Here is a 23,377-nt window from a genome sequence, read left to right as displayed (position 1 = left end):
CGGCCGTCGGTCAGTCGAAGAGGGCGGCGAGCCGGCCGTCCACCGGGCGGCCGCGCGCGGTCAACTCCTCGGCCTGGTATTTCAGGATCGCCCCGAGCTCCTGCATGTCGGCCGCGGCCACCCCGGTGTGCTTCACGGCGTCGGCCACGTTGCGGAAATAGGTGCGGGTCAGGAAACCGGCGACCAGCGCGGCGTGCAGCCGGGCGTCGGCCATCAGGATCAGGGCGGCGTCGGTGTCGTACCACTGGGTGAGGCGTACGGCCCGGGCGTGCGCGCTGCTGGCGACCGCCCAGTTCTGCCGTGCCAGCCCGGTGAACTCCATCGGCCGGGCCTCGGCCAGCAGATTGAGATGTGCCTCGCGCCGTGTCTTGAACCACCCCCGCGGGTCGTCCATCGGGAGCGTGGTGATGAACGCGTCGGCCTCCAGCGGCCAGCACGATGTCAGCACCCGGGCCTGGACCAGACCGTCCTCGGCGCTCACCACCCGCAGATCGACCGGGATGCCGTCGACCCTCCGCCGGGTGGGCCTCGGGCCGGTCCGGGGGCGGTAGGTGACCACCACGAGATTGACGTCGCTGCTGTCGGTGTCGTCGCCGTGCGCCATCGACCCGCAGAGCGCGACGGCCTGGATGTCGGCCGCCCATCGCTCCTGAACGGCGTCGCGCAGCCGGATGGCGAGCGACCCGCGGGGCGTGGTGGTGTCGAGCTCGGCGATCACGCTCTCATTCTCGGCCATTGCCCTCGGCGGGGTGGCCTGATCATCAGCCCGGGCGCCCGGGGAAGGACATGGTCAGCGGTGTGACCTCGGCTATCCGCCGCCAGCGGGTCGCACGAACTGCGGAGTCGGTCAAATGCGACAGCGCATCGACCCGCTCGTCGCCCTCGGTGACCGCGAGCAGCGCCCGCCAGGCCTGGGCCACGCCGTCCTCCACGTGGACGGCGAGCTTGAGCGCACTGTCGCGATCGGTGACCTCGAACGGCAGCCGGTACGCGGCCGGCTGCGGGGCGGCACTGGCCTTCAGCTCGTCGATCCGGTCCACCAGGGCGTCGCGCCGGGCCCGGTGTTCGAGGTCCGCCGAACGGGCGCGCGACACCTCGTCCTTGGCCTCCAGGTGGACGCCGATCACGCCGTACGCATAGATGGCCGCCTCCTCGGCGGCGAGGGCGGCGGCGAGTTGTTCGGTCACGGGCGAAGACTAGCGCCTGTGCCGGTGGGGCTGGACCACGCCGCGGCCCAGCCGTCCTACCGGCGCGGCGCCGGCGGTCAGCGCAGTGCTTCGGCGTGTGTGGCGCGGCAGGCGGCGATCGAGCCGGCCAGCGCGGCCCGCTCGGGCGGGGCGGCCTTGCACGCGGCGACGGCCGTCTTCTGCGCGGCCTGCTCGGCCTTACGGAGCGTGGCCGTGGTGTCGCCGGCGGTCGGAGCGGACGCCGACGGCCCGGCCGACGGAAGTGTCGCGCCGATCACCCGTGCCAGCTCGGTGGCGTGCGCCCGGTGATCCTCCGCGAGCGGTGTCAGCCGGGCGGCGAGATCGGGCTGCGCGACGATCGCCCGATCGTAGGAGGCTGCCAGCGTCAGAGCCTCGTCGAGCAGGGGCTGCAGGGCGTCCGGCTGGGGTGCGGGCTCGGGCTCGCGGTCGAGGATCCCGCAGCCGGCGAGCGCGGCGGACCCCGCCAGGGCGCCGAGGAGGAACCGCCGTGAAGTCGTCAGCACGGAGCACAGTCAACACCATTCGGTGCGGCGCCGCGCCGCCCTGCCCGGCGGCACGTTACGCTCACCGCCAGCCGCGGGGCCTCATGCTGTCCGGCGGCATATAGTCGTTCCTGCGAGAAAGCTAGCGAGAGGTCGAGCCCGATGACGCAGCGTGGTCGCGCCGGGGCCCGGCCCGGTGGCCGCCCCGGCGGTAACCGCCGTTCCCGGCCCGAGCCGGAGACCCGAAGCACCCCGGTCCCTCCCCGCGTCGATCTGACCGCGGCGCGGACCCGGCTCCGCGAGGTGGTCGAGCCCGTCGTCGCGAAGGCCGGTTACGACCTGGAGGACCTGACCCTGACCCGGGCCGGCCGCCGATTCGTGGTGCGGGTCCTGATCGACACCGACGGCGGCATCAGCCTGGACGACGTGGCCGTGGTCTCGCGGGAGATCTCCGAGGCGCTCGACACGGCCGAGGAGTCCGGCGGCGAGGTCCTGGCCGGGGAGTACCAGCTCGAGGTCGGCTCGCCCGGTGTGGACCGGCCGCTGACCGAGCCGCGGCACTGGCGTCGCAACACCGGCCGCCTGGTCGCGGTGAACGGACTGGTCGGCCGGGTGGTCTCGGCCGGTGACGCCGGCGTGGTGCTGGACGTGGACGGCGCGACCCGTGAGCTGGGCTGGGCCGAGCTGGGTGCGGGCAAGGTCCAGATCGAGTTCAAGCGTATGGACGAAGCCGAGTTCGACGAGTCCGACGACGACGATGAAGACGACGACGAAGGGGAGGGCGAGGAGTGAACATCGACCTCGCGGCGCTGCGCGCCCTGGAGCGCGAGCGGGAGATCCCGTTCGAGACCATTCTCGCGGCCATCGAGACCGCACTGCTGACCGCCTACCGGCACACCGACGGCGCCGAGAGTCACGCCCGGGTGGAGATCGACCGCAAGAGCGGCGTGGCCTCCGTCCTGGCACAGGAGCTCGACGCGGACGGCTCGGTGGTGCGTGAGTGGGACGACACACCGCACGACTTCGGCCGGATCGCCGCGATGACCGCCAAGCAGGTGATCCTGCAGCGGCTCCGGGAGGCCACCGACGAGCAGCACTTCGGGGAGTACGCGGGACGCGACGGCGATCTGGTCACCGGTGTGGTGCAGGCCGACGCCGCCCGTGCCGAGAAACACATCGTGACCGTCGACCTGGGCAAGCTCGAGGCGGTGCTGCCGCAGTCCGAGCAGGTGCCCGGCGAGACGTACCCGCACGGCACCCGGATCCGGTGCATCGTGGTGCATGTGGCGAAGGGCTTCCGCGGCCCGCAGATCACCCTGTCCCGTTCGCACCCGGCGCTGGTGAAGAAGCTCTTCGCCCTCGAGGTGCCGGAGATCGCCGACGGGACCGTGGAGATCGCCGCGATCGCACGTGAGGCAGGTCACCGGACGAAGATCGCGGTGCGCTCGACCGTTCAGGGCGTGAACGCGAAGGGCGCGTGCATCGGCCCCATGGGCCAGCGGGTCCGCGCGGTGATGAGCGAACTGCACGGCGAGAAGATCGACATCATCGACTGGTCGGACGACCCGGCCCAGTTCGTCGGCAACGCGCTCTCACCGGCGAAGGCCCTGCGTGTCGAGGTGGTGGACGCCGCCAGCCGTACGGCCCGGGTGACCGTGCCCGATTTCCAGCTGTCGCTGGCGATCGGCCGGGAGGGACAGAACGCCAGGCTGGCCGCCCGTCTCACCGGCTGGCGCATCGACATCCGTCCGGACAGCGAGCCGGCCGGAGTCTCGGACCGTGATGCGGCCGAGGCGGGGAACTGACCGGATAAGCGTCGGGCGCGAACGAGAGGTAGACTTGCTCTCGGTCGGCCCGATGCGAACCTGCGTCGGCTGCCGCACACGCGCGCCGGCCGATCAACTGCTGCGGTTCGTCGCGGCGGAACTGGGGGGTCACCTCCGGCTTCTGCCCGATCCGGCCCGCCGACTGCCGGGGCGGGGAGCGCATTTGCACCCCGATCCGGCCTGCTTCGCGCAGGCGGAGCGACGTCGCGCCTTCGGGCGTGCGTTGCGTCTCACTGGACTTGCTAACCCAGAACTGCTTGCGGAGCACATCCGTACGGTCTCCGTGCCGTGCGGAACCACCGATGACGAGGCGCTGGCGCCCCGTCACGACCCAGCAAGGTAGGACGACCCAGATGAGCACACGATGAAGTCCCTGAAATGACCAGGCTTCTAGTGCACGAGTGAGGTCTGTGCGGGCGCTGCTCGTACGACCTCAAAGTGAGGAGTGCAGTGCCAGGCAAGGCCCGCGTACACGAGCTCGCCAAAGAGCTCGGGGTCGACAGCAAGACCGTTCTCGCCACCCTCAAGGACATGGGCGAGTTCGTTAAATCCGCGTCGAGCACCGTCGAGGCCCCGGTGGCCCGACGGCTTCGTGGCGCTCTGGAGCAGGGCGGCGCCATTCCGGCGTCCTCGCCGGCTCCGGCGTCAGGTGCTCCCGCCGCCCCCGGTGGCCCGAGCACGTCCGCGTCCCCCCGTCCCGGTCCTCCGATGGGGCGGCCCCAGCCGCCGCGTCGTCCGGGTGCGCCGCAGGGTGGACCCAGCAACAGTCCTACGTCCCCGGCAGCACCGACGCCCGGCCCGTTCGTCCGGCCGAAGGCGCCGGTTCCCGGCCGTCCGGGCCCGACGCCCGGCCCGGTCGCCAAGCCGGCCAGCGCGCACGACATCGAGGTGGCGGCCGCCGAGGCGCGCGCCTCGGCGCTGAAGGCCGAGCAGGAGGCTGCCGTCAAGGCCGCCCAGGCCGCGCAGGCTGCCCGCACGCGGGACGCCGAGCGCCGGCCGCAGGGCACGACCGAGGGCGGCGCCCAGCGCGGTCCCGGTCCTCGTCCGGGTCCGGGCAGCGTCCCGCCGCGTCCGGGTTCGCCGGCCGCCGGTCGCTCCGGTGGTCCGGGTGCTCCCGGTGGCCCTCGTCCCGGTCCCGGCGGCGGATCTCCGCGTCCGCCGGCGCGTGGCCCGGGTAACAACCCGTTCGGTGTCTCCGGCGGCGGCGCTCCGCGTCCCTCGCCGGCCTCGATGCCGCGTCCCAACCAGGCGGGCATGCCGCCGCGGCCGAGCCCTGCCTCGATGCCGCCGCGGCCCAGCCCCTCCTCGATGCCGGCCCAGCGTCCGGCCCGTCCGGGTGGTCCCGGTGCCGGTGGCGCCGGTCGTCCCGGCGGTCCCGGTGGCGGTCGTGGCGGCCCCGGTGGCGGCGGCGGTGGCGGCTACCGCGGTGGCGGCGGCGGTGCCGGTGGCGGTTTCCGTCCCGGTGGCGGCGGCGGTGCCGGTGGCGGTTTCCGTCCCGGTGGCGGCGGCGGTGCCGGTGGTGGCTTCCGTCCCGGTGGCGGCGGCGGTGGCCCGGTCGGTGCCGGCGCGCCCGGTCGTCCGGGTGGCGGCGGTCCCGGTGGCCGCGGTCGTGGCGGCGGTACCGCGGGCGCCTTCGGTCGTCCCGGTGGCCGGCCGACCCGTGGCCGCAAGTCGAAGAAGCAGCGGCGTCAAGAGTTCGACAACCTGTCCGCACCGCAGATGAGCTCTGGCGCTCCCCGCGGTAACGGCCAGGAGATCCGGCTCTCCCGCGGCGCGTCGCTCTCCGACTTCGCTGACAAGATCAACGCCAACCCGGGCTCGCTGGTCCAGGAGATGTTCAACCTGGGCGAGATGGTGACCGCCACGCAGTCGGTGTCCGACGACACCCTGAAGCTGCTCGGCGTGCACCTGGGCTTCGAGGTCGTCATCGTCAGCCCCGAGGACGAGGATCGTGAGCTGCTCGCGCAGTTCGACATCGACCTCGACGCCGCGGTTGCCGAGGACCGGCTGGTCACCCGGCCGCCGGTGGTGACCGTCATGGGTCACGTCGACCACGGTAAGACGAAGCTGCTCGACGCGATCCGCAAGACAAACGTGGTGGCCGGCGAGTCGGGTGGCATCACCCAGCACATCGGTGCCTACCAGGTCGTCGTCCCCCACCAGGGGGAGGACCGGGCGATCACCTTCCTGGACACCCCCGGTCACGAGGCGTTCACCGCCATGCGTGCCCGTGGTGCCAAGGTGACCGACATCGTGATCCTGGTGGTCGCGGCCGACGACGGCGTCATGCCGCAGACGGTCGAGGCGCTCAACCACGCCAAGGCGGCCGACGTGCCGATCGTGGTCGCGGTGAACAAGGTCGACAAGCCGGACGCCAACCCGGACAAGGTCCGGCAGCAGCTCACCGACTACGGCCTGCTCGCTGAGGAGTACGGCGGCGACACGATGTTCGTCAACGTCGCGGCGAAGCCCGGTACCGGCATCGACAACCTCCTCGAGGCTGTCCTGCTGACCGCCGACGCGGCGCTCGAGCTGACCGCCCCGATCGACGGCCCCGCCCAGGGTGTCGCGGTCGAGGCACACCTGGACAAGGGTCGCGGCGCCGTGGCCACCGTCCTGGTGCAGAAGGGCACGCTGCGTGCCGGCGACTCGATCGTGGCAGGTGGCGCGCACGGTCGCGTCCGGGCCATGCTCGACGAGAACGGCAAGCAGGTCGCTGAGGCGGGTCCGGCCCGTCCGGTCCTGGTGCTCGGTCTCACCTCGGTTCCCAGCGCGGGCGACACGTTCCTCGCCGCTGAGGACGACCGCACGGTGCGGCAGATCGCCGAGCAGCGGCAGGCTCGCCGTCGTGCGGCGACCTTCGCCAACTCGGGCCGCGCCAAGTCGCTCGACGACCTCATGCGTGACCTCAAGGAAGGCGAGAAGGCGTCGCTCACCCTGGTCATCAAGGGTGACGGCTCCGGTTCCGTCGAGGCTCTCGAGGACGCGCTGTTCAAGCTGGACATTCCGGAAGAGGTACAGCTCAAGGTCATCCACCGCGGTGTCGGTGCGATCACCGAGAGCGACGTCAACCTGGCGTCGGCCTCCTCGGAGCAGACGGCCACGATCATCGGCTTCAACGTCCGGGCCTCGAACAAGGTCAAGGAGATGGCCGACCGCGCCGGCGTGGAGATCCGCTACTACAGCGTGATCTACCAGGCCATCGAGGAGATCGAGGCGGCCCTCAAGGGTCTGCTCAAGCCGGAGTACGAAGAGGTCGAGCTCGGCACCGCGGAGATCCGCGAGGTGTTCCGCTCGTCGAAGATCGGTCTCATCGCCGGTTGTATCGTCCGGTCGGGCCTCATCCGCCGCAACACCAAGGCGCGCGTCCTCCGGGACGGTGTCGTGGTGGCGGAGAGCGTCACGATCAGCTCGCTCAAGCGGTTCAAGGACGACGCCACCGAGGTCCGCGAGGGCTTCGAGTGTGGTCTGACGCTCCAGGGCTATGGTTCGCCGCAGGTCGGCGACATCATCGAGACCTGGGAGATGCGCGAGAAGGTCCGGGCGTAACAACGTCCAGCGATCTGAGGCGGCCCCCGGTGCTACACGGCACCGGGGGCCGCCCCCTTTCCAGGGCGGTCCGGCGTAGCTGGGAGGATGGTCGGATGTCCCGGTACGCCATGCTCCTCGCCCCGTCCGCCAACCGCGTCTACGCCGATCAGGCCGCTCGCATCTCACAGGCGGAGCTGGCCGCGTTCGGCCCGGTGCTCACGTCGGGACTCGACGACATCGGTGTGACAGTGCTCGGTGGTGTCGAATACCTGACATTCACCGGTGACCTCGGTGAGCGTGACGTGGCCTACCTGTCCAACCTCTCGTCGGCCTACGCGCTCTTCGAGCAGGTGGAGGGCGAGCTGCTCCGCCCGGTCGAGCTGACCCCGCTGGCCCGTTACGACAGCGACCTGATCACCATCCCGAAATACGCGGGCAAGACGAACGAGCAGTTCACCAAGCTGGTGCTCAATCTCACGCTGCTTGCCTCCGCCTCTGCCCACAAGATGCTCGACGGCCACCTCACCGTCCTCGACCCGCTCTGCGGCCGCGGCACGACGCTCAACCAGGCTTTGATGTACGGGTATGACGGCATCGGCGTGGAGATCGACGGCAAGGACGTCGAGGCGTACAAGCTGTTCCTGCAGACGTGGCTCAAGCGCAAGCGGCTCAAGCACACCGCTGACCTGGTGCCGGTGCGCCGGCAGGGACGCCGTGCGGCCCGCCGGCTGGAGGTGACGCTCGCCGCCAGCAAGGAGGACCACAAGGCCGGCGCCGTGCAGAAGGTGACCGTGTTGCAGGCCGACACCACTCAGCTGGAGGGCCTGTCCCGTGGCCACGTCGCCGACCTGCTGGTCGCCGATCTGCCCTACGGGGTGATGCACGGCAGTTACGACGACGAGGGCGGCATCTCCCGCAAGCCGCTGGAACTGCTGGAGCGGGCACTCCCGCAGTGGCTGCCTCTGCTGCGGCCGGGGGGTGCGATCGGTCTGTCCTGGAACACCAAGGTCGCCAAGCGGGAGCTGGCCGAGGACATCCTGCTGGCGCACGGGCTGAAACTGATCGAGTACCAGCCGTTGAGTCACCGGGTGGATCAGGGGATCGAGCGGGACGTGGTGGTGGCCCGGAAATAGGGCTGAACCCCGGACTGTTCCGGGCGTACCCTGCTCGCTGATGTATACCGAGACCGCAGTCTTCGACCTGCTCCTGCCCGGTGACTCGCATTCGCTGAAGCAGAAGCGCTCCTATGTCCGCCCGATCATCGCGATGCTGAAGAAGTTCGACGTCAGCGTCGCCGAGGTGGGCTTTCACGATCTGCACGGCCGCGCCCGGATCGGGGTGGCCGTGGTGGCCGCCGAGCCCGCGCAGGCCCGCGCCGTCGTCGACACGTGTGAGAACCAGGTGGCCGGCCGGCCGGAGATCGAGCTGCTCTCGGTCAAGCGACGGCTGTACGGCGACGAGGATTGACGCTGGGTACGCTTCAGCAGTTGGGCGGGGTGGTTCGACCCGCGGGATACACAGTCGGAGGTGGGCGATATGTCTGACCCAGCCAAGACGCGCCGGCACGCGGAGCGGATCAAGGAGCTGGTGGCCAGGCTGGTGCGGGAGATCAAGGACCCCCGTCTCGGCATGGTGACGATCACGGACGCCCGGATCACCGGCGACCTGCGCGAGGCGACGGTCTTCTACACGGTTCTGGGTGACGTCACCGAGCAGGCCTCCACGGCGGCGGCGCTGGAGAGCGCGAAGGGCATGCTCCGCACCCGGGTCGGACACGCGCTCGCGCTGCGGCACTCGCCGAGCCTGGCGTTCGTGCTCGACAACGTGCAGACCCACGTCAAGGAGATCGACGACCTGCTCGCCGAGGCACGTCACCGGGACGAGGAGGTCCAGCGGATCGCGGCGAGTGCGAAATACGCCGGCGATCCGGACCCTTACAAGAGCGAGGACGACGAGGCCGAGCGGGTCGGTGCCCGCGAGGACAACGGGTGACCCTCGGACCCTCCGCCGACCAGTGGGCCGCCGCCGTCGCGGCGGTCCGCTCGGCCGGCCCCGACGATGAGATCCAGCTGATCTGCCACGTCAACCCGGACGGGGACGCGCTCGGCAGCATGCTGGGCTTCGGGCTGGGGTTGCGGCGCCTCGGCTTCACCCGGGTGCGGGCGACGTTCCCCGGCGACTTCGTGGTGCCCGACCCGTACCGCGAAATCCCCGGTGTTGATCTTCTGGTGCCGGAATCGGACGCCTTCGCCGAGCCCCGTCTGATCCTGGTCTTCGATGTGGCGAGCGAGTCGCGCCTCGGTGCGCTCGCCGCCCGGGTCGCGGACGCGCCGGCCAGCGTGGTGCTCGATCATCACGCGTCCAACACCGGTTTCGGCGGGGTGCAGCTGGTCGACCCGCGGGCTGCCGCGACCTCGGTGGTGGCCGATGGGCTGCTGAGCCGCCTCGGCGTGCCGCTGGACGCGGAGATCGCGGAGTGTCTTTACATCGCGCTGGCGACCGACACCGGCTCGTTCAAGTTCGACATGACCACGGTATCGGTCCACGAGCTGGCCGCGCGGCTGATCGCGACCGGGATCCGGCCGGGGGAGATCTCGCGGCGGATCTTCGACAGCAAGCCGTTCGGCGCCATGAAGCTGACCGGTGAGGTGATCGGGCGGGCCGTGCTGGAGCCGTCCGCGGCAGCCGGGCGGGGCATGGTGTGGACCTACGCCACGCTGGCCGATCTGGAGCGGCACGGGCAGCCGCCCTATGTGCTCGACGCGCTGATCGACCCGGTCCGTTCGGTGGCCGAGGCGGATGTGTCGATGGTGGTCAAGCAGGTGGCGCCGGGTGAGTGGTCGGTGTCGCTGCGCAGCAAGGGTGCGGTCGACGTGAGTGGTGTGGCGGTCTCGCAGGGCGGTGGCGGTCATCGCCTGGCTGCGGGTTTCACCGGGTACGGCGAGGCCTCCGACGTGGTGGACACGGTGCGTCGCCTACTCGACGAACATCTGAACTAGTCGATGTTTTACCTGCATGGCGGGGGTCGCCCGAAAGGGGGGCTCCCGCTTTTCTCGTCCCGGATCGCGGGAACGCGGGGTGCGAGGGCATGACTGAACGTTAGTTTGGGACTGAACGGTGTTTTGGTTCCGCCCGGCTGTCACCGATGCCTTCAGCGGAACCTCGAGCCGCCCGGGTCCACCGACCCGGGTCGCGTCACCCGGGCCAGAGGCTGCGGCGACCCCGCGCTCGCCGGTGACGCCCCGCTCGACCGACCGTGGGCGTCGCTCGCCCGCACCTTTGGAAGGACTCCCTCTCATGGCTGCCAAGTCGAAGCCCAGCAAGCCCTCTGACGACTCCGCCGAGCAGGCCCGCCGCGCGCTGCAGACCTCGATGGACACGCGTCAGTAGTTGTAAGTGACGGGCCGCCTTGCGGCCCTTACCTGTCGGCGGGCATCATGAGTTTCCATGAGCCCGCCGCAGCGCACCGCGACAGCACGCCGGATCGCCGAACTGGCGCTGCCCGCTCTCGTGGTGCTCGCCGCCGAGCCGCTCTACGTCCTGGTCGACACCGCTGTGGTCGGCCACCTCGGCTCCGTGCCGCTGGCCGCAGTCGCGATCGGCGGGACGATCATGTCGCTCGCCGTCTGGTTCGGCACGCTCATGGCGTACGGGACCACCGGCCGTGCCGCCCGCCGCTTCGGAGCCGGGGACCGGGCCGCCGCCGTGGCCGAGGGGGTGCAGGCCTCCTGGCTCGCGATCGGCGTGGGACTGATCCTCGCCCTGGTCGGAGTGACCGCCGCGGGCCCGCTGGCCGGGCTGCTCGCCGGTGACCCGGAAACCGCCGAGGCGGCCGCCGGCTGGCTGCGGATCGCCGCGCTGGGCGCGCCCGGCCTGCTGCTCGCCGCGGCAGGCAACGGCTGGATGCGCGGGGTGCAGGATGCCCGCCGGCCGCTCTGGATCGTGCTCGGCGCCAACGTGCTCTCCGCGATCCTCTGCCCGATCCTGGTCTATCCGGTGGGCCTCGGACTGACCGGCTCGGCGATCGCCAACGTGACCGCCCAGACCATCGGCGGTGCCCTGTTCCTGACCGCACTGATCCGCGAGACCCGAGAGCTGCGCCCGATCCCGTCGGTCATCGCGAGCCAGGTCGTGCTCGGGCGTGACCTGCTGATCCGCGGCGCCGCCTTCCAGGTCTGCTTCCTGTCCGCGACCGCGGTGGCCGCCCGGTTCGGGGTGGCGGCGGTCGGCGCCCACCAGATCGCGCTGCAGCTGTGGTTCTTTGCGGCGCTCGCCCTCGACGCCGTGGCGATCGCCGCGCAGTCCCTGGTCGGGGCCGCCCTCGGTGCCGGTGACGCGGACGAGGCGCGGGACGTGGCCCGCCGGGTCACCCTGGCCGGCGGGGTGGCCGCGGTGGCCTTCGCCGTGCTGGCCGCGGCCGGTGCCTCGGTGGTGCCGGGCTGGTTCACCCCCGACCCGGCGGTGCACGCCCAGGCGGCGATCGTCTGGCCCTGGTTCGTGGCGTTGCTGCCGTTCGCCGGGATCGTCTACGCCCTGGACGGCGTGCTCATCGGCGCCGGGGACGTGGCCTTCCTGCGGACCCTGACCGTGTTGTCGGCACTGCTCGGCTTCCTGCCGGCCATCTGGCTGGCGTACGCGTTCGATCTCGGCCTCGGCGGTGTCTGGGCCGGTCTCGGCCTGTTCACCCTGGCCCGGTTCGTCGGTCTGCTCCTGCGCTGGCGCTCCCCGCGGTGGGCGGTGACCGGCGCCACCCGCTGAAACCCCGGCCGTGCCGGCGGCTCTAGGGTGGGCGGGTGAACACGGACGGACTGATCGTGGTGGACAAGCCGGCCGGGATGACGTCGCACGACGTCGTCGCCCGGATCCGGCGGCTGGCGAAGACCCGGCGGGTGGGGCACGGGGGCACGCTGGACCCGATGGCGACCGGTGTCCTGATCATCGGGGTGAACCGGGCCACCCGGCTGCTGACCTATGTGATCGGCGCGGAGAAGAGCTACGCCGCCACCATCCGGCTCGGCCAGTCGACGATCACCGACGACGCCGAGGGCGACGTGACCGGGAACGCCCCGGCCCGCCACGTGACCGACGAGGCGATCCGGGCCGGGCTGGCCGTCCAGGTCGGAGAGATCGACCAGGTGCCCAGCGCGGTCAGCGCCATCAAGATCAACGGTGAGCGGGCGTACAAACGGGTCCGTGAGGGTGAAACCGTGGAGATCCCGGCCCGTCGCATCACGATCCACCGGCTCGACGTGCTCGGCATCCGCCGGCCCGACGACCGTGAGGTGGTCGATGTGGACATCGACGTGACGTGTTCCTCCGGGACGTACATCCGGGCCATCGCGCGTGACCTCGGTACCGCGCTCGGCGTCGGCGGGCACCTCACCGCGCTGCGCCGGACCGCGGTCGGCGGCATGACCCTGGACGCCGCGTCCACCCTCGCCGACCTGGAGGAACGCGCTCCCGACGTGATCGGGCTGCCGCTCGCCGAGGCGGCCCGGCGGGCCTTCCCGCAGCGGGTCGCCACCGAGGAGGAGACCCGGGTGCTGCGGCACGGCGGTCCGCTCGAGGCGGTCGGCATCGACGGGCCGTACGCCGTCTTCGACGCCGCGGGTGACGTGCTGGCCGTCGTCAGTGAACGCGGCGGCCGGGCGCGCGCCGAGATCGTCCTGGCGCCTGCCTGACGAGTACTCTGCGCCAGTGATTACGGGCGAGCTCAGGAGCAAGATCGATCGTGTGTGGGACGCCTTCTGGTCAGGGGGAATCTCCAACCCGCTGGAGGTGATCGAGCAGATCACCTACCTGATGTTCATCCGGCGGCTGGACGAGTTGCACACCCGCAAGGAACGCGTCGCGAGCCGGACCGGGCAGCCGATCAAGGACCCGATCTACAGCGCGGACACCGATCGGCTGCGCTGGCGCCGGTTCACCAACGAGGACCCCGGCGACATGCTCGACACCGTGGGTGACGAGGTCTTCCCCTGGCTGCGGGCGCTCGGCGGCGACGGGTCGACCTACGCCCACCACATGCGTGACGCGCGGTTCACCATCCCCACCGCGGGGCTGCTGGCCCGGGTCGTCAAGATGGTCGACGACCTGTCGCTGGACGAGCGGGACACCAAGGGCGACCTGTACGAGTACATGCTCGGCAAGATCGCGACCGCGGGGCAGAACGGGCAGTTCCGTACGCCCCGGCACATCATCCAGCTGATCGTGGAGATGATGGCGCCCGGCCCCCGTGACGAGATCTGCGACCCGGCGTGCGGCACCGCGGGCTTCCTGGTGGCCAGCGCCGAGTACGTCAGCCGCACCCATCGGGACGCCCTGCTCGAGGTGGAGCAGCGCCGGCACTTCAACGACAGCATGTTCCACGGCTTCGACTTCGACCGGACCATGCTGCGCATCGCCAGCATGAACATGCTGCTGCACGAGGTGGAGCAGCCGGACATCCGCTACCGGGACTCGCTCGCGGAGAGTGCCGACGAGGACGCCGGCCGGTACTCGGTGATCCTGGCCAATCCGCCGTTCGCCGGCAGCCTCGACGACGAGACCATCGCCAAGGACCTCCAGCAGGTGGTCAAGACCCGCAAGACCGAGCTGCTGTTCCTCGCTCTGTTCCTGCGCCTGCTCAGGCCCGGTGGACGCGCCGCGGTCATCGTGCCGGACGGGGTGCTCTTCGGCTCGACCAAGGCGCACAAGGACCTGCGGCGGATCCTGGTCGAGGAGCACAAGCTGGACGCGGTGGTGAAGCTTCCCGGCGGTGTGTTCAAGCCGTACGCCGGAGTCTCGACCGCCATCCTGTTCTTCCGGCGGACCGATGTCGGCGGCACCGACGACGTCTGGTTCTACGAGGTGACGGCCGACGGCTACAGCCTCGACGACAAGCGCACCCCGCTGCTGCCCGAGGCCCGGCTCGGCGTGACCCCGGCCGAGCCGCTGGACGACGCCGAGCACGGCCGGAACAACCTTCCCGACCTGCTGGCGCGATGGGCGCGCCGCAACGGCAGTGAACGCGAGCGCACCCGTACCGACCAGAGCTTCTGTGTGCCGCGGGAGGAGATCGCCGGGCAGGGGTACGACCTGAGCCTGAACCGCTACAAGCAGGTCGTCCACGAGGAATTCGCCTACCGGCCGTCCGTCGAGATCCTCGACGACCTGGAACGGGTCGAGGCCGAGATCCAGCAGGGCATCTCCGAGCTGAAGGGCATGCTCGGATGAGCGGGGAGCAATCCGTGCGCCTGGGTGACCTGATGGCCGGCCGCGCCACGACGGTCAACCCGGCCAGGTTCATGGACGAGGATTTCGAGCTCTACAGCATCCCGGCGTTCGACCGGGGCGCGCCGGAGACGGTCCCCGGTTCTCAGATCGGCTCCTCCAAGCAGCTCGTCCAGGCCGGTGACGTCCTCCTGTCGAAGATCGTCCCGCACATCCGGCGGGCCTGGGTGGTCGGCCCGGACCGCGGCCTGCGCAAGCTCGCCTCCAGCGAATGGATCGTGTTCCGGTCCGACGCGGTGGATCCCGGGTACCTCCGCCACCTGCTCGTCGGTGACGAGTTCCACGCGAGCTTCATGAACACCGTCGCCGGGGTCGGAGGGTCCCTGATGCGGGCCCGTCCCGCGTTCGTCGCGGAGATCCGGATGGCGATCCCGTCCATGGACGGTCAGCGGCGGGTCGCTGGCGTTCTCGACCGGGTGGAGGCCCTGCGCGCCCGACGCCGGGAGGCCCGGGGTCTGCTGCACGAACTCGCCGATTCCGTCTACCTGGAGATGTTCGGCAGCCCGGCCGAACCCGGCGGGCGGTGGCCGACCGCGCCGGTGGGATCGCTGGCCCGGGTGATCCGGGGCGCCTCACCGCGTCCGGCCGGGGATCCCCGATACTTCGGCGGGACCATTCCCTGGCTCAAGATCTCCGACGTCACGGCGGCCCGGGGCAAGACCGTCGAGCACGTCCGGGAGACGGTGACCGAGGCGGGCCGGGCCAAGAGCGTCTACCTGGAGCGCGGGACGCTGATCCTCACCAACAGCGCCACCGTCGGCATTCCGAAGTTCCTGGGCGTCGGGTCCTGCATCCACGACGGTTTCCTCGCATTCCTGGACCTGTCCGACCGGGTCCTGGCCGAGTACCTCTACTCGTTCTTCCGGATCATGCGGCCGCACCTGTCCCGGCTGGCTCCCGAGGGCACCCAGAAGAACCTCAACACGCCGATCGTGAAGGCGATCGAGGTCCCGCTGCCGCCGGTCGAGCTGCAACGTGAGTTCAAGCGGCGGATGGCGGCCGTCGAGGAGCTGGAGGCCACCGTGGGCCGCGGCGGGGTGGTCCTGGATGAGATGTTCGGGGCACTCCGGCAGCGGGCGTTCCGGGGCGAGCTCTGAGGAGGGGACCGAGCCGGTGGGCAACTTCGCGTTTCTCGAGACGGAATGGCCGGAGTTGTTCGACGAGGCGGCGCGGGCCGAGCACCTCGCCACCGCCGATCCGCGTGCCTCCTGCTTCTACGCCCGCCGTTGTCTCGAACTCGCGCTGAACTGGCTCTACCGGGCCGATGAGAGCCTGCGTACGCCGTACAAGAACGATCTCTCCGGAATGATCGCGGAGCCGAGCCTTCTCGCCCTGGCCGGCCCCGCCATCCGCACCAAGATGGATGTGATCCGCCGGGTCGGCAACGCGGCGGTGCATCGCACGGCGACGGTGCCGGTGGCCGACTCGGTCCGGGTGACCGGAGAGCTGTTCCAGGTCATGTTCTGGATCGCCGGACGATACGCCCGGGACCCCGGCCACCTGCCGCCCACCGGCCTGACGTTCGACACGTCGCTGATCCCGCGGCCGGCCCTGGCCCGGCAGCAGCGGCAGGAGGAGCTCAAGAGGCAGGCCGACGAGTTCGCCCGCCAGCAGGCCGAGCTGGCCGAGGCCCGGCGCCGGGCCGAGGACCTCGACGCCGAGCTCGCCGCCCTGCGGGCCGCCATCAGGGCGGCGAAGAAGGCGAACGAGGGCCGCCCGGACACCCACGACTACAACGAGGCCGAGACCCGGACGTTCGTCATCGACCTGCTGCTCCGGGAGGCCGGCTGGGATCTGGCGGACGACGAGGACCGTGAGTTCCCGGTCGACGGGCTGCCCGAGTCGGCGAGCCGGACCGGCCGGGGCAAGGTCGACTACGTGCTGTGGGACGACGACGGCAAGCCGCTCGCGGTGATCGAGGCCAAGCGTGCCACCCGTGACCCGCAGGCGGGCCGGCACCAGGCCGCCTGCTACGCGGACGCGCTCGAGCGCAGGTACGGACAGCGGCCGGTCATCTTCTTCACGAACGGCTACGAGACCTGGATGTGGGACGACGTCTCCTACCCGCCCCGGCAACTGCAGGGCTTCCACACCAAGGAACAGCTGCGTCTGCTCATCCAGCGGCGGGCCGGCCGGCAGGCGCTCGGCGGCGTCCCGATCAACTCGGAGATCGTCAACCGGCACTACCAGAGCCGGGCGATCCGCCGGATCGGTGAGGTGTTCACCGCCGGAGGGCGCGAGGCGCTGCTGGTCATGGCCACCGGTTCGGGGAAGACGCGTACGGTCATCGCGCTGGTCGATCAGTTGAGCCGGGCCGGATGGGCGAAACGCGTGCTGTTCCTCGCCGACCGTACGGCGCTGGTCAAACAGGCCGCGAACGCGTTCCGGGCCCACGCGCCGGGACTGCCGACGGTGAACCTGCTCACCGAGCGCAACCCGGACGGGCGGGTCATGGTCAGCACGTACCCGACCATGATGGGTCTGCTCGGTGAGATGGACGGCGACCGGCGCCGATTCGGGCCCGGTTATTTCGACCTCATCGTGGTGGACGAGGCACACCGGTCGGTCTATCAGAAGTACAGGGCGATCTTCGACTACTTCGACGCGCTGCTCGTCGGCCTGACGGCGACCCCGAAGGACGAGATCGATCGCAACACCTATCGCCTGTTCCACCTGGAAGACGGCGTGCCGACCGACTCCTACACCCTGGAGGAGGCCGTCGCCGACGACTACCTGGTCCCGCCGCGGACCATCGATGTCCCGCTCAAGTTCCAGCGGCGGGGCATCCGGTACGACGAGCTTCCCGACGACGAGAAGGAGGAGTGGGAGTCCCTCGAATGGGACGACGAGGGGACCGTCCCGGACGAGATCAGCTCGGAGGAGCTGAACCGGTTCCTGTTCAACTCCGACACCGTCGACAAGGCGTTGCGGACCCTCATGCTGCACGGCGTGAAGGTGGCGGGCGGTGACCGGCTAGGCAAGACCATCGTCTTCGCCAAGAACCAGGACCACGCGGACTTCCTGCTCAAGCGGTTCGACCACTGCTTCCCCGAGCTGAAAGGGCGCTTCGCCCAGGTCATCACACATGCGACCGCGTTCTCGCAGAGCGCCATCGACGAGTTCTCGCAGCACGACCGGATGCCGCACGTCGCCATCTCGGTCGACATGCTGGACACCGGCATCGACGTGCCTGAGGTCGTCAACCTGGTCTTCTTCAAGCTCGTCCGTTCCAAGACCAAGTTCTGGCAGATGATCGGCCGTGGCACCCGGCTGCGCCCCGACCTGTTCGGTCCGGGCCGTGACAAACGCGGCTTCCTCGTCTTCGACCTGTGCCAGAACGTGGAGTTCTTCAACGCCGGCCTGGCCCGCGGCGACGGCCATGTGACGCCCTCGCTCGGCGAGCGTCTCTTCCGGCGCCGGGCCGATCTGCTGCTCGCCCTCGACCGGATTCTCGAGGACGTGGGCCAGCCTCCGGCGGAGATCCCCGACGAGCCGGCCACCGGCGAGCAACTGCGCTGGGCGCTGGTCGGCCGTCTGAACGCCGAGGTGCGCGCGATGGACCCGGAGAACATCCTGGTCCGGCCGCATCGGCGGCAGGTCGAGCAGTACAGCGAGCTCGCCGCCTGGGAACGGATGACCCCGGAACGGCACAGCGAGGTGTCGGAGCACCTGGCCCCGCTTCCGTCGGGCTTCCGCGGCACCGACGACAGCGAGGAGGCCAAGCGGTTCGACCTGCTCGCGCTGCGGCTGCAACTCGCCGTCCTCGACGTCGAACCCGGTTTCGGTGAGCTTCGCGACCAGGTGCGGGAGATCGCCGACGCGCTCCTGGGACAGACCACCATCCCCGCCGTGGCGGCGCAGCAGGAGCTGCTCGAGGAGCTCTCCGGCGACCAGTGGTGGGACGACGTGACGGCGCCGATGCTGGAGGCGATGCGCCGGAGGGTGCGCGGGCTGGTCCGGCTCATCGAGCGGACCCGCCGGGCCGTCGTCTACAGCCACTTCACCGACGAGATCGGTGAGATCAGCGAGTCACGGCTGCAGGGCGTCGCCCTGGGCACCGACCGCGGCCGGTTCGCGACGAAGGCACGCATCTACCTCCGCAGCCACGAGGACGACCCGGTGGTGCGCAAGCTCCGGCACCACCGCCAGATCGTCGCGGGTGATCTGGAGAGCCTGACGGAGGTGTTCCTGGCGTCCGGGATCGGAACCCGGGAGGACATCGAGGCAGCCGCTGCCAGACACGATGGCCTGGGCCTGTTCCTGCGCTCTCTCACCGGCCTCGACCGGGAGGCCGTACGGGAGGCCTTCGAACCCTTCCGCACCGGCCGGGGCCTGACGTCCGGTCAGGAGCGTTTCCTGACCATGCTCGTCGATTTCGTCGCCGCGAACGGGGTGGTCGAGGCGGGTCAGCTCTACGAGCCGCCGTTCACCGCGGTCGCGCCCGGCGGCCCCGAGGACCTGTTCGCCGATGCCGACGTCGACACGTTGATCTCGGTTCTCGACCGGATCCGGGCGACCGCGATGCCCGTCTGACGCCCTCAGCGCTCACCCAGGTGACGGGCGATCGTGGCGACCAGATCGGCGGCGGCGTACGGCTTGTCGAGGAAGTCGTCACATCCGGCGTCGAGGGCCGCCTTCTGGTCCTGCGGCAGCACGCTGGCGGTGACCGCGACCACCGGCGGTTTCGGCGTGCCGGCCGCGGCCAGCTCGCGGGCCAGGGTCAGGCCGTTGCCGTCGGGCAGGTTGAGGTCGAGCAGGATCAGGTCGAAGTCGCTGTCCGCCAGCCGTTGCCGTGCGGCGCTCAGGGTCTCGGCGTCGACCAGCTCGGCATCCCGGACCGCGGCGATGGCGGCCCGTGCCAGGACCGCCTTGACCAGCATGCGGTTCAGTTCCTCGTCCTCGACCAGGAGGATGCGGTGCGGTTCGCTCACGGATCGGTCCTCCGGGCTTCGACGGGCGGGACTGCGCTGCGGATCGTGATGTCGTCAGCGGAGAACCGGGTGACACCTCGCCGGGCAGCCGGGTGGTGACCCAACCGTGGTGGCCTGTGGTCGATGCCGGCCAGGGCCTCGGCGACCACTCCGCCGGCCATCGCGGTGGCGATCAGCGGGGCCGTCTCCCCGGAGGCGAGGGCCGCCGCGCTCAGCCCGAGCACCGGGGTCTGCCGCCCGGACGGGTCCTGCTCGATGGCGGCCAGCAGGCTGAACCCGTCCTCCTCGGGGGACTGCATGTCACAGACGATGAGGTCGAACTCCTCGTCGCGGCTGCGCGCCAGCCCGGCCCGCCCGTCGGCGCAGGCCACCACGTCGGCGCCGCCGGCCCGCAGACCCCTCTCGACGGCCTCCCGCACCTCGTCGTCGTGGTCGACCAGCAGCACTCTCGGGGCGGGCCGGGCGGCGACGGCGTTGGCCAGGGCGCTGAGCAGCGTCGGCTGGTCGACCGGCTTGACGAACCAGTCGTGCGCGCCGAGGGCGATCCCGGCCGGCGCCTCGTCGAGGATGCTGGCGAAGAAGACCGGGATGCCTGCCAGCCGGTGGTCGGACTTGAACCGGCGCAGCACCTCCCAGCCGTCGATGCCGGGCAGCGTGACGTCGAGGACCACGGCGTCCGGCCGGTGCTCGCGGGCCAGGGCCAGGCCGCTCTCGCCGGTGCCGGCCACCTCCACCCGGTACCCGGCGTTGCCGAGCTGGGTGCGCATCAGCTCGGCGGACTGCGGATCGTCCTCGACGAGCAGCACGTAGGGCCCCGGCGCGGGGTGCTCGGCCGACGCGGTCACCGAGGTGGCCGGCAGCTCGACGGTGAACTCGCTACCCCGGCCGGGTTCCGAGGTGAGACTGATCCTCCCCTGGTGGGCCGCGACCAGGCGCCGGGTCAGGGCCAGCCCCAGACCGGTGCCGGAGTGCCGTTGTTCCGGGTGGCCGACCTGCTGGAACTCCTCGAAGACGCGTTCCAGGTCCGCGGTGGCGATGCCGACGCCGGTGTCGGCCACGACGATCCTGATCCGGTCGCCGGCCGCCCGTGCGGTGATCGTCACGCAACCCTCCTCGGGCGTGAACTTGACCGCGTTGGAGAGCAGGTTCTCGACGATCTGGCGGAACCGCAGACGGTCGGCGAGCGCGGTGACCGGCGCGAGATCGGCGCGGACCGCGAGCCGCTTGCCGGCGAAGAGCGGGGCCAGCGTGGTGAGCAGGTCCTCGATGGCGGTGTCCACCCGGACCGGGGCGAGCCGCAGTTCCATCCGCCCGGACTCGACCTTGGTGAGGTCGAGGATGTCGTTGATCAGGCCGAGCAGGTGGCGGCCACTGCCGTGCACGTGGTCCACCCACTCGGCGGGCACCCTGCGGCGGTCACCGTCCGGCTCTTCGAGCCGCATCAGGTCACTGAAGCCGATGATCGCATTCAACGGGGTACGCAACTCGTGGCTCATGTTGGCCAGGAAGTCGCTCTTCGCCTGACTGGCCCGGGTCAGCGCCGCCACCGACTCGCTCAGCTCGGCCGTGATCGCCTGGCGTTCGGCCAGGACCCCGGCATGACCGCCGAGGTCGGCCAGCAGCCGCATGTCGTCCTCGCTGAACAGGTTCCGGTGCCGGTTGAACAGCAGCACCGCGCCTTCGACGTCGGGCGGAACCCTCATGCGCAGCACCCGGACGTGGTCGTCGGCCAGTCCGGCCCCGAAGTGGCGGACGAGACCGGGCGGGCCGTCGCGCAGCCGGATCGGCACGGTGCCGCGGCCCAGGGTGCTCAGGCCCGCGTCGATCGGGCTGCCGGAGGCGGGCAGCACCGGACCGGAGTAGGCGATCCGGTTCAGTGTCCCGTCGTCGTCGTGCAGCAGGACGGCGACCGCGTCCGCGCCGGTCTGGGCCCGCATGATCTCGGCGTACGTCTGCCAGACCTGTTCCGGGGAGCCGGCGGGCGCCCGCAGCAGGCGTTCGGTGACCGACTGGGCGGCGGCGGCCGAGAACAGGCGCCGCAGCCAGTGGGGCGGTTGGAAGGCGATCAGGTAGCCCATTGCGCTGACCAGGGCGAGCACGATGCTCGCGTTGCGGGTCGACGGGTCGGGGCTGACCCGGAGCATGATCATGAGGCCGAAGACCAGGGTCGCTCCCGCCGCGATCACCAGGCGGGCCCGGTTCGCGCCGGTCCTGGTCCGCGCCTCGCCGTAGAGCAGCGCGGCAGCGATCGTCTCGACCGACAGGAAGTAGGCCACCGCGGCGATCCGGGCCCAGGCCGGCAGCGGCCGGTCCATCATCACCAGAGGCTGCAGCACCGCCACGTACCCGACGAGCACGCCGGCGGTGAGTGCCGGTGACACCTCGCGCAGCCGGCCGGCCAGCCGCAGGGTCAGGTACGGCTGGGCCATGAGTGCGATCGCGTTGATCCAGGCGGGTGGGGTCCCACCGGTCATCCGCGCGATGTCAACGCAGAACACCAGCATGAGCGGGGCGAAGACCAGGCACACGTCGCGTTGCAGCGGATCGCGGGCACGGAGCCAGCCGAGGAGGGCGCGGAGGAAGAGCACCGCGAAGGTGACCTCCGCAGCGAGCAGCACGAGGCGATCCCACCCGACGCTCATTTCGCTATTTATCATACCGTTACGGGTGACTCGGAGGGCTGATACCGGCCCGCTGAACGATCGATACGCTGGGGCGGATAAACGTCGGCTGAGGAGCGTTCGATGCAGCGATGGCGGGGGTTGGAGACGATCCCGTCCGGGTGGGGCCGATCGGTCGTGACGATCGGTGTCTTCGACGGGGTGCACCGCGGTCACCAGGCGATCATCGGGCACGCCGTGAAGCGCGCCCGCGACTCGGGTCTGCAGTCGGTGGTGATGACCTTCGACCCGCACCCGGCCGAGGTGGTCCGTCCGGGCTCGCACCCGGCCGTGCTCACCGAGCCGGTCCGCAAGGCCGCGCTGATCGAGGCCCTCGGCGTGGACGCGCTCTGCGTGGTGCCGTTCACGCCGGCCTTCTCCCAGCTGACGCCGAACGAGTTCGTGCACGACGTGCTCGTCGAGTCGCTGCACACCGCGGCCGTGGTGGTCGGTGACAACTTCCGGTTCGGGCACCGCGCCGCCGGTGACGTGGGGCTGCTCGAGTCGCTCGGCCGCACGTTCGGCTTCACCGTCGAGGACGCCCCGCTGGTCTCCGAGGGCGGGCTGGTGTTCTCCTCGACGTACATCCGCAGCTGTGTCGACGCCGGCGACGTGCGGGCCGCCGCGGTCGCGCTCGGCCGCCCGCACCGCCTCGCCGGTGTGGTGGTCCGCGGTGACCAGCGCGGGCGCGAGCTCGGCTTCCCGACCGCCAACCTGATGACGCACCGGTACGCCGCGGTGCCGGCCGACGGAATCTACGCGGCGTGGCTGACCCGGGGCGGCGAGAACGGCGAACGGCTGCCGGCCAGCGTTTCGATCGGCACCAATCCCACTTTCTCCGGGCGGGAACGCCGGGTGGAGGCGTACGTCCTCGACTTCTCCGGCGACCTGTACGGCGAGCGGGTCAGCCTCGATTTCGTCGCCCATCTACGTGAGCAACGTAAATATGAAGGCATCGACCCATTGATCGCGCAGATCAGAGCCGACGTCGAAGAGACCCGGGTGTTGCTCGGTTGACCCCCTGGTAGGGTTGAACGGTCGTTGGAATATCCGACACCGGTCCCGCCTGCCTGCCCGACGCCGCGGGTCGCGGGGTAACCGTGAAATCGGCAACACAGAAGTTCGGAGAACATGGCGCTCGATCAAGAGACCAAGAACAAGATCATGGGTGAGTACGCGACCAAGGACGGCGACACCGGTTCGCCCGAGGTTCAGGTCGCGATGCTGACCAAGCGGATCGCCGACCTCACCGAGCACCTCAAGAAGCACAAGCACGACCACCACAGCCGTCGTGGTCTGCTGCTGCTCGTCGGTCAGCGTCGCCGCCTTCTGAACTACGTTCAGAAGAAGGACATCGCCCGCTACCGGACGCTCATCGAGCGCCTCGGCCTGCGCCGATAGTTTCAATCCTGGGGGAGCATGCTCCCCCAGGAAGCACCACTGACACCCCACGGACCCGCGCGGATC

20 protein-coding genes and 1 pseudogene are annotated in these 23,377 nt (G+C 70.7%); 16 read left to right on the top strand and 5 right to left on the bottom strand.

All coding sequences use genetic code 11. The features are described from left to right. Positions 1-10 precede the first annotated feature (10 nt). The 3 genes from CLV67_RS18105 to CLV67_RS18095 form a co-directional block, all read right to left on the bottom strand. A complete protein-coding gene (locus CLV67_RS18105; protein ID WP_106319892.1) occupies positions 11-718 on the bottom strand; it encodes a nucleotidyltransferase domain-containing protein in 708 nt (235 codons plus the stop codon). 43 nt (positions 719-761) lie between these two features. Further along, complete coding sequence (locus CLV67_RS18100) at positions 762-1,187, bottom strand: ferritin-like domain-containing protein (RefSeq protein WP_106319776.1); 426 nt, start codon at positions 1,185-1,187, stop codon at positions 762-764. A 77-nt stretch (positions 1,188-1,264) separates the two neighbouring features. Further along, the gene (locus tag CLV67_RS18095) at positions 1,265-1,711 is read right to left on the bottom strand and encodes a hypothetical protein (RefSeq protein ID WP_239165970.1); all 447 of its coding nucleotides are present in this window, start codon (positions 1,709-1,711) and stop codon (positions 1,265-1,267) included. 141 nt (positions 1,712-1,852) lie between these two features. Between CLV67_RS18095 and rimP the strand changes: the two genes are divergently transcribed. The 14 genes and pseudogenes from rimP (at position 1,853) to CLV67_RS18030 (ending at position 18,852) form a co-directional block, all read left to right on the top strand. After that, positions 1,853-2,482 carry a ribosome maturation factor RimP gene (gene rimP / locus CLV67_RS18090; RefSeq protein WP_106319774.1) on the top strand — a complete coding sequence of 210 codons (630 nt, stop codon included), beginning with the start codon at positions 1,853-1,855 and terminating at the stop codon, positions 2,480-2,482. Beyond that, positions 2,479-3,495, top strand: a complete 1,017-nt coding sequence (nusA, locus tag CLV67_RS18085) for a transcription termination factor NusA (protein WP_106319772.1) — start codon at positions 2,479-2,481, stop codon at positions 3,493-3,495. Before rimP ends, nusA begins: the two co-directional genes overlap by 4 nt. After that, positions 3,473-3,859, top strand: a complete 387-nt coding sequence (locus CLV67_RS18080; protein ID WP_203736853.1) for a YlxR family protein — start codon at positions 3,473-3,475, stop codon at positions 3,857-3,859. Before nusA ends, CLV67_RS18080 begins: the two co-directional genes overlap by 23 nt. A gap of 107 nt (positions 3,860-3,966) precedes the next feature. Next, positions 3,967-4,117, top strand: a pseudogene (locus tag CLV67_RS54765) (translation initiation factor IF-2 N-terminal domain-containing protein); the annotation flags it as partial. A 107-nt stretch (positions 4,118-4,224) separates the two neighbouring features. Continuing rightward, positions 4,225-7,065, top strand: a complete 2,841-nt coding sequence (infB, locus tag CLV67_RS18075; protein WP_373873115.1) for a translation initiation factor IF-2 — start codon at positions 4,225-4,227, stop codon at positions 7,063-7,065. Between the two features lie 95 nt (positions 7,066-7,160). Continuing rightward, positions 7,161-8,180 (top strand): TRM11 family SAM-dependent methyltransferase, encoded by a 1,020-nt coding sequence (locus CLV67_RS18070; protein WP_106319768.1) that lies wholly within the window; start codon positions 7,161-7,163, stop codon positions 8,178-8,180. A 40-nt stretch (positions 8,181-8,220) separates the two neighbouring features. Further along, a complete protein-coding gene (locus tag CLV67_RS18065) occupies positions 8,221-8,514 on the top strand; it encodes a DUF503 domain-containing protein (protein ID WP_106319766.1) in 294 nt (97 codons plus the stop codon). A gap of 69 nt (positions 8,515-8,583) precedes the next feature. Then, positions 8,584-9,039 carry a 30S ribosome-binding factor RbfA gene (gene rbfA / locus CLV67_RS18060; RefSeq protein ID WP_106319764.1) on the top strand — a complete coding sequence of 152 codons (456 nt, stop codon included), beginning with the start codon at positions 8,584-8,586 and terminating at the stop codon, positions 9,037-9,039. Next, positions 9,036-10,046: a DHH family phosphoesterase gene (locus tag CLV67_RS18055; RefSeq protein ID WP_106319762.1), complete on the top strand. Its 1,011-nt coding sequence runs from the start codon at positions 9,036-9,038 to the stop codon at positions 10,044-10,046. Before rbfA ends, CLV67_RS18055 begins: the two co-directional genes overlap by 4 nt. Before the next feature lie 448 nt (positions 10,047-10,494). Continuing rightward, entirely contained in the window at positions 10,495-11,805 is a 1,311-nt protein-coding gene (locus tag CLV67_RS18050) for an MATE family efflux transporter (RefSeq protein WP_106319760.1), read from the top strand. A gap of 35 nt (positions 11,806-11,840) precedes the next feature. After that, complete coding sequence (gene truB / locus CLV67_RS18045) at positions 11,841-12,728, top strand: tRNA pseudouridine(55) synthase TruB (protein WP_106319758.1); 888 nt, start codon at positions 11,841-11,843, stop codon at positions 12,726-12,728. A gap of 16 nt (positions 12,729-12,744) precedes the next feature. Continuing rightward, a complete protein-coding gene (locus CLV67_RS18040) occupies positions 12,745-14,262 on the top strand; it encodes a type I restriction-modification system subunit M (protein ID WP_106319756.1) in 1,518 nt (505 codons plus the stop codon). A gap of 14 nt (positions 14,263-14,276) precedes the next feature. Beyond that, entirely contained in the window at positions 14,277-15,416 is a 1,140-nt protein-coding gene (locus CLV67_RS18035) for a restriction endonuclease subunit S (RefSeq protein WP_170153909.1), read from the top strand. A gap of 16 nt (positions 15,417-15,432) precedes the next feature. Further along, a complete protein-coding gene (locus CLV67_RS18030; RefSeq protein ID WP_106319752.1) occupies positions 15,433-18,852 on the top strand; it encodes a DEAD/DEAH box helicase family protein in 3,420 nt (1,139 codons plus the stop codon). 5 nt (positions 18,853-18,857) lie between these two features. Here the strand turns inward: CLV67_RS18030 and CLV67_RS18025 are convergent, their stop codons facing one another. Further along, the gene (locus CLV67_RS18025) at positions 18,858-19,250 is read right to left on the bottom strand and encodes a response regulator (protein WP_239165968.1); all 393 of its coding nucleotides are present in this window, start codon (positions 19,248-19,250) and stop codon (positions 18,858-18,860) included. Beyond that, a complete protein-coding gene (locus CLV67_RS18020) occupies positions 19,247-21,892 on the bottom strand; it encodes a response regulator (protein WP_106319750.1) in 2,646 nt (881 codons plus the stop codon). The genes CLV67_RS18025 and CLV67_RS18020 overlap by 4 nt, the downstream gene beginning before the upstream one ends. 102 nt (positions 21,893-21,994) lie before the next feature. Here CLV67_RS18020 and CLV67_RS18015 point away from each other — a divergent pair, with 102 nt between their 5' ends. Together CLV67_RS18015 and rpsO are read left to right on the top strand one after the other, a co-directional pair. Next, a complete protein-coding gene (locus CLV67_RS18015; protein ID WP_106319748.1) occupies positions 21,995-22,927 on the top strand; it encodes a bifunctional riboflavin kinase/FAD synthetase in 933 nt (310 codons plus the stop codon). Positions 22,928-23,041: 114 nt separating this feature from the next. Continuing rightward, positions 23,042-23,311, top strand: a complete 270-nt coding sequence (rpsO, locus tag CLV67_RS18010; protein WP_106319747.1) for a 30S ribosomal protein S15 — start codon at positions 23,042-23,044, stop codon at positions 23,309-23,311. Positions 23,312-23,377 lie beyond the last annotated feature (66 nt).

The organism is Actinoplanes italicus (assembly GCF_003001815.1).
Classification (GTDB): Bacteria; Actinomycetota; Actinomycetes; order Mycobacteriales; family Micromonosporaceae; genus Actinoplanes; species Actinoplanes italicus.
Note: the sequence above shows the minus strand (reverse complement) of the source record. Positions and strands in the feature narration are given on the sequence as shown.